The 6,115-nt window shown below is 44.0% G+C and carries 5 protein-coding genes; 3 read left to right on the plus strand and 2 right to left on the minus strand.

The window, feature by feature from the left end:
- Window positions 1–412: 412 nt before the first annotated feature.
- Window positions 413–793: a mCpol domain-containing protein gene (locus H6F63_RS19500; protein WP_190639151.1), complete on the minus strand. Its 381-nt coding sequence runs from the start codon at window positions 791–793 to the stop codon at window positions 413–415.
- On the opposite strand from H6F63_RS19500, the gene H6F63_RS19505 reads away from it, so the two are divergent.
- From H6F63_RS19505 to H6F63_RS19520, 3 genes are all read left to right on the plus strand, one after another.
- Window positions 792–1,397: a hypothetical protein gene (locus H6F63_RS19505; RefSeq protein WP_190639152.1), complete on the plus strand. Its 606-nt coding sequence runs from the start codon at window positions 792–794 to the stop codon at window positions 1,395–1,397. The genes H6F63_RS19500 and H6F63_RS19505 overlap by 2 nt on opposite strands.
- Before the next feature lie 757 nt (window positions 1,398–2,154).
- The gene (locus H6F63_RS19515; protein WP_190639154.1) at window positions 2,155–3,489 is read left to right on the plus strand and encodes a cytochrome P450; all 1,335 of its coding nucleotides are present in this window, start codon (window positions 2,155–2,157) and stop codon (window positions 3,487–3,489) included.
- A 577-nt stretch (window positions 3,490–4,066) separates the two neighbouring features.
- Window positions 4,067–5,353 carry a DEAD/DEAH box helicase gene (locus H6F63_RS19520; protein ID WP_190639155.1) on the plus strand — a complete coding sequence of 429 codons (1,287 nt, stop codon included), beginning with the start codon at window positions 4,067–4,069 and terminating at the stop codon, window positions 5,351–5,353.
- Between the two features lie 209 nt (window positions 5,354–5,562).
- Here the strand turns inward: H6F63_RS19520 and H6F63_RS19525 are convergent, their stop codons facing one another.
- Window positions 5,563–5,868 (minus strand): hypothetical protein, encoded by a 306-nt coding sequence (locus H6F63_RS19525; protein WP_190418780.1) that lies wholly within the window; start codon window positions 5,866–5,868, stop codon window positions 5,563–5,565.
- Window positions 5,869–6,115 lie beyond the last annotated feature (247 nt).

Genomic DNA, 6,115 nt, shown 5'->3' on the forward strand with positions numbered 1-6,115 from the left:
TTTGTAGTTTCTCTACTTGCTCTTGATTGAGATAATTTTTCGCTGGCATCTTTCACTTGTTAGACTAAATTTACTTTCGGATTATACTTTATTTAAATGCTGAACAGCTTATCAACCTCCCAGAAAAGCAGATTGAGGTCTACACCGAGCCTATTGTGGCTGAGGAATGCATCTATCAGCGTCGTCAAGATTATCAACTGTCTGATGAAGTGCCTGTTGCGATCGCAGGGCAAATAGTCAGCCGTTTATCTGTGCTGGAGTTGCTTCCTTAAGCCTTAGTTGGGTTTAAATATGCTTGCCCGCGTAGCCTGTACTGAACGTTTGTAAACTTCAGAATTTTTTGTGGCGTTGCATGGTTTAAGATGATGGTTTGTATACCTTAATTCAGCCTATGGGAGGTGGAGAGCGCACGTTAGGTTATTACTCTGAATTGTTTCCCATCTTCACAAATTACAACTTTGTTTTTTCCAAGAGCTTTAGCATACTTAAGTGAAAAAAATGAACTTTGCAAATCATTGCCTATACCAGCAGAAAATGTGTAATGTGGTTTTCCAATAGATTCAATATACCGTGCAAAACTCTCTACTTCTACATTACTGCCTTTGCAGGCAACACCATCCGCAGCACAAAATATAATCTCAAGTTCTAATTTTTTTAAGTATTCGCATATTTGATTCAAAAGGCGCTCCAAATCTTGAATAATCTTGACTAATTTTTCTTCATCATTTTCAAGATAAGCTCTAGAAATCTTGTTACCTATATCATCCCCATCAAGCGAAATATAAAGAGGCATGTTTCACCTTTTACCTGGACGCAAAATTCTCACAACTTTCGCCATTATAAATATTGCCTTACTCTTTTTTTTAGTATACTTACTAACTCCTTATAACTTTTCACTAGAAGTAATAAGGTATGTTAGTTTTTCTATTACAATTTTAGATGTTATTGCGTTTTTAATATCCGTATATTTTTGGAGACTGCTCTGGAAGCTTATACCTATCCTCTCAGAAATATATTTTCCAGATATTAATGGTATATGGGAGGGAAAACTAATTTTTGATACGGGATTAGAAGAGGAACAACTAAAGGCTAAAGTTAGAATCAAACAAAACTTATTCAATATAAATATAAACTTATGTAGTACAACCTCAAAATCCTATACTCTGGTTGCTTATCCTACGCTTGAAGCTGGAAACCATAAATTGTACTACGTATATCATAATACGCCAAAAAAACCGGAATATCCTGAATACAAAGGGACTGCAATACTGAGTGTTAAGCTTGAAGCAAAGCCTATGGAACTAAGTGGACAGTACTACACCATTCGTGGAACTAAAGGAAGAATCGAGTTAGAGCGAATAAGTTTAAATTCAAAAGAAGACTATGAATTTTATTAATTCCAGGGTGGGCAGATCCCTCGTGTGTTCTGCGTTGAACTTCTATAAAAGCCAACAATCTTTTGCCCTGCACAGCTTGGGATGCTGGGTTGCTCTGCGGGAACGCTACCCTGCATAAACTTCAAGCTATCCTAAGAGCGATTGCAATTGTCCTAAAAGCAACCTAAAACCTAGAATACAGTAACATAAATTATGTCTGTTGCTATTACAAACCCGTTTCTCAGAGCATAGCATTCAATATAATGTCTACCTTTGTATTTAGACAAATCTTTCCATCTAGGTTGGGTTGAACACCGTGAAACCCAACTTACTCAGCAAGTGTTTCGTTGGGTTACTCTCCCTTAAAGGCTTCGCCTACGCTCCCGCTCAACCCAACCTACGACTATTCAAGGGTTTCAAGCGTTTTGTCAATCAAGCAGGGCTATTAACTCTTTCTTTCTATCAGCGCTTTCTCTGTCCCTAGGTGGATTAGGCAATTCGTAACTCTTCACTACGATCCCAGTACATTGAACTGTATAAAGCATCAGAAATTAAATTAAGGTAGAAAAACAGAATGAGAATTTTCTTTTGGGTAAGTTTGTCTTTTGTCGCTGTTGGCGCGATCGCGCTTCTTCTTCAACCACTTATTGATGTTCATTAATTTAGGTTTCTTTCTAACAAAAAGACCAGTCGTTACTTCATTTTAGCCCTTAGGTTGAAAGGGCTAATTTTTATCTATTATTCTGTTTCAAAAAAAGCATTTTTAACCGAATTATTTATGCCCGCAGTACATTTACCACCTGGCCCTAAAGCTCATTTCCTTGTGGGTCATCTTCCAGAAATTAATCGAGATCCACTTAAGTTCTTCAGCCAATGTGCTAGAGAGTATGGCGATCTTGTTTGCTGGCAGTTTGGGCCATTTCCAGCTTTTTTAGCCAACCATCCCGACTTGATCGAGCAAGTATTGGTCACTCAATACCCCAACTTTGTTAAAAGTAGCGTATATCGACGCGGATTGCGTGTTGTAGGCAACGGCTTACTGACCAGTGAAGGCGACTTTTGGCAGCGTCAGCGTCGTCTGGTTCAACCAGCTTTTCATCAGGAACGAATTTTTGCCTATGGGAAGGTAATGGTTGACTATACTGAGCAATTAATTGACCAATGGCGCGATGGCGAAATCCGCGATATTCATCAAGATATGATGTTTCTGACCGAAGAAATTGTGTCTAAAACACTATTTGACGTTGATATTAAGGATGAAGCGGAAGGGGTACAGGCAGCGCTAAATGCAGTAATGGATTTTAATGCCAATCTTGCTAATCAATACTTCCTTCCTGGTTGGATGCCTACTCCTAGCAACTTGCGCTACCAACGAGCAATTGAACAATTAGATGCGATTGTCTATCCCATTATTAACGAGCGCCGAGCTAGCGGTAAGGACACAGGCGATTTACTTTCCCTATTGCTTCAAGTGCGGGATGAATCTGATGGAACTGGGATGAGCGATCGCCAAGTGCGAGATGAAGCAATGACTCTCTTTTTGGCGGGTCACGAAACGACTGCTAACGCCATGACATGGACATGGTTTCTACTTGCACAACACCCAGAAATAGAAGCGAAATTGCAAGAAGAATTGAAGACAGTGTTGGGCGATCGCGCACCCACGGTTGCCGATTTACGTCAGTTGCCTTACACAGAACGAGTTCTGTTGGAATCAATGCGACTGTATCCGCCCGTGTGGGGAATAAGCCGACGTGCCGTAGAAGACTGCGTTCTAGGGGGATATGAGGTCAAAGCGGGAACAACTGTGTTTATCAATCAGTGGGCGATGCACCGAGATCCTCGCTTCTTTGAAAATCCAGAAGTTTTTAACCCGGATCGTTGGGCAGATAATTTGATTAAGAAGTTGCCCACCTTTGCCTATTTTCCCTTTGGTGGCGGGTCGCGAATCTGCATTGGCAAGGCTTTTGCCATGATGGAGGCAAGTTTACTGCTGGCAGTGATCGCGCAAAAGTTTCGCCTGACGCTACAACCAGAGTATCCGGTGCTGGTGCAACCCTCGTTAACGCTCCGCCCAAAACATGGGATGAAGATGTTGGTGACTCAGCGATAAGCGATCGCTTCCTAGCTATTAACTCTCTCTTTTTATCGAGCGCTTTCTCTCCCTAGGTGGATTAGGCAAATCCTAACTATTCACTACAATCCCAGTACATTGAACCGTAAAAAGCATCACAAATTAAATCAAGGTATAAAAACAAAATGAGAATTTTCTTTTGGGTAAGTTTGTCTTTTGTCGCTGTTGGCGCGATCGCGCTTCTTCTTCAACCCATTATTGATGTTCATTAATTCGGGTTTGCTTCTCAACAAAAAAAACAGTGGAAAATTTTAGACTCCTATGCTGAGTCAAAACAAATCTCTGCTGCTGAAATTTTTCGCGACTATATCCAAATACTTCCAAGGCAGGTGAAAACCAGCAATTAACCTTCCTCCCCGGATTAAAATCACGGGGTTTTCAGCATTTTTCTGATATCTTTGATAGAATGAATTTCTGCCAGTACATTCCGGTCTGTTGCTGGCGCATTGGAAAAAAGCTGATTAAAGCCATCCAACTGAACTACAAATTTCCTGCTCTTAGACTGGCCCCAGGCACTTGATTTGGGATAGGGGCATTACTAGGAGCGATCGCATTCATGACATTTGATAACCTCGGTCTTTCGACAGACCTGCTTCGTGCTGTTGCTGACTCTGGCTACACTGAACCAACCCCAATTCAGCAGCAAGCAATTCCCGCAATCCTGAAAGGACAAGACATTTTCGCCAGCGCCCAAACTGGAACGGGCAAGACTGCTGGCTTTACCCTGCCTTTACTGCAACTCCTGGGTACCACCAACACCAAGCAGGTGCATCGCAGGACTCGCGCCCTGATTCTCACACCTACTCGCGAACTGGCAGATCAGGTAAAAGATAGCGTCAAAACTTATGGCAAATACCTGTCGCTGAGAGCGGCAGCAATTTATGGCGGTGTGGGAATTAAGCCGCAAGTTCAAACCCTGCATCGGGGAGTTGATATTGTAGTCGCTACGCCCGGTCGGTTGCTTGACCACATTGGGCAAAAGACTGTGGATCTCTCGCAGATAGAGATACTGGTGCTGGATGAATGCGATCGCATGTTAGACATGGGCTTCATCCGCGACATCCGCAAAATTTTGGCAATTCTCCCCCCATCCCGCCAAACGCTGATGTTTTCTGCCACCTTCTCTAAACCGATTCAGCAGCTTGCCAGCGGCTTGTTAAAATCTCCGACCCAGATCGAAGTTGCTCCCCGTAATACTGCCGCACAGCAGGTAGAGCAGGTGGTGCATCCGGTCGATCGCGATCGCAAGCGAGAACTGCTTTCTCATATGATCGGGTTCCACAATTGGAAACAGGTGCTAGTCTTCACCCGCACGAAACACGGAGCCAACCGTCTAGCCGAGCAACTTGCTCAAGATGGGCTGAAAAGCACTGCAATTCATGGCAACAAAAGTCAGGCAGCCCGCACCCGTGCGCTGCAAGACTTTAAGCAAGGGAAAGTGCGGGTATTAGTCGCCACCGACGTAGCATCACGCGGTCTAGATATCGATCAGCTGCCCCACGTAGTCAACTTTGAACTCCCCAATGTACCAGAAGACTATGTGCATCGCATTGGTCGCACAGGTCGCGCTGGAAATGAAGGACGAGCAATTTCCCTCGTCAGCGAAGATGAATATCCATTCCTCAAAGACATCGAACGATTGCTCAATAAACCCCTTGTCAAAACTGTGGTTCCAGGCTACGAGCCAAGCGCCCCAGCCAAGATGGTGATAGACCAGCCGAAGAGTCAGCGCGCAAACCAAGGTCGCAGTAACCGAGCCAAGCCCCAGGCACCATCCGCACCCACCCGCAGCAAAAAGCCTGCTTCACCAAGTCGCGCTGGCAAAAGGCTGCACACTGCTTAAACTCCTAGCGATTGCCGCCTAGTTAACGCGAGATACCCGACTTCTTTAAGAAGTCGGGTATCTTTTTAAGGGCTGACAATATGGTTGGCAGGGGGTGCGGTGCGAAATACGGGTTTGCGATCGCTGTTTGTAAGGGCTTTTGCTTCAGCAAACGGACAATTCAGCTCTTGCACGCGCAAATCAAGGAACAGCTCTACAAACCAGGTTAATTAAGCCAAGGCTTCTACATTCTGTCGGAAGGCCATTAAGGCGTGCTTACCCTGATAGTCTTTTATAGACCAAAAAATAGAATCACATACTTCTAGTGAAACAATGGTCTTGATTTCAATATTAGTGTTGTAGCCCGCTATGTCTCCTAAGCGTCTGCCGTGGCTACCCTCACCCTGCACTTGATTAATGGTGTAGCCGCTTACGTTATTGCTTTTAAACAAATTGACAATAGCATCTTTAAGCACTGTTTCAGCAATAATGGTGAGTAGGACGGCGGATTGGACTGGGCTGGGTTCGTGGGGCATAGGGAATTCCACAGAGTAGGTTTGGGGTTATCGAGGTAGTGGAGAGGGCTTTGTTGCCAAAATCCTTGCCAACGCTTCCTTGAGTTAATGATACCTTCATCTGTGCGCCATCCAGTTCTCAAACAACTTAAGTTAACCTCAGTTCGGGATAAGCATTTGTAGACTCAGAAACCCTGAAGTAGGTTGAGGAGAGAAGTTGCAAGCCGAGAGAGGAGTTGGTGATTGTGGATAGAAATTGATGGAGAAG

Source organism: Trichocoleus sp. FACHB-40, from assembly GCF_014695915.1.
Taxonomy (GTDB): Bacteria; Cyanobacteriota; Cyanobacteriia; order Cyanobacteriales; family FACHB-T130; genus Funiculus; species Funiculus sociatus.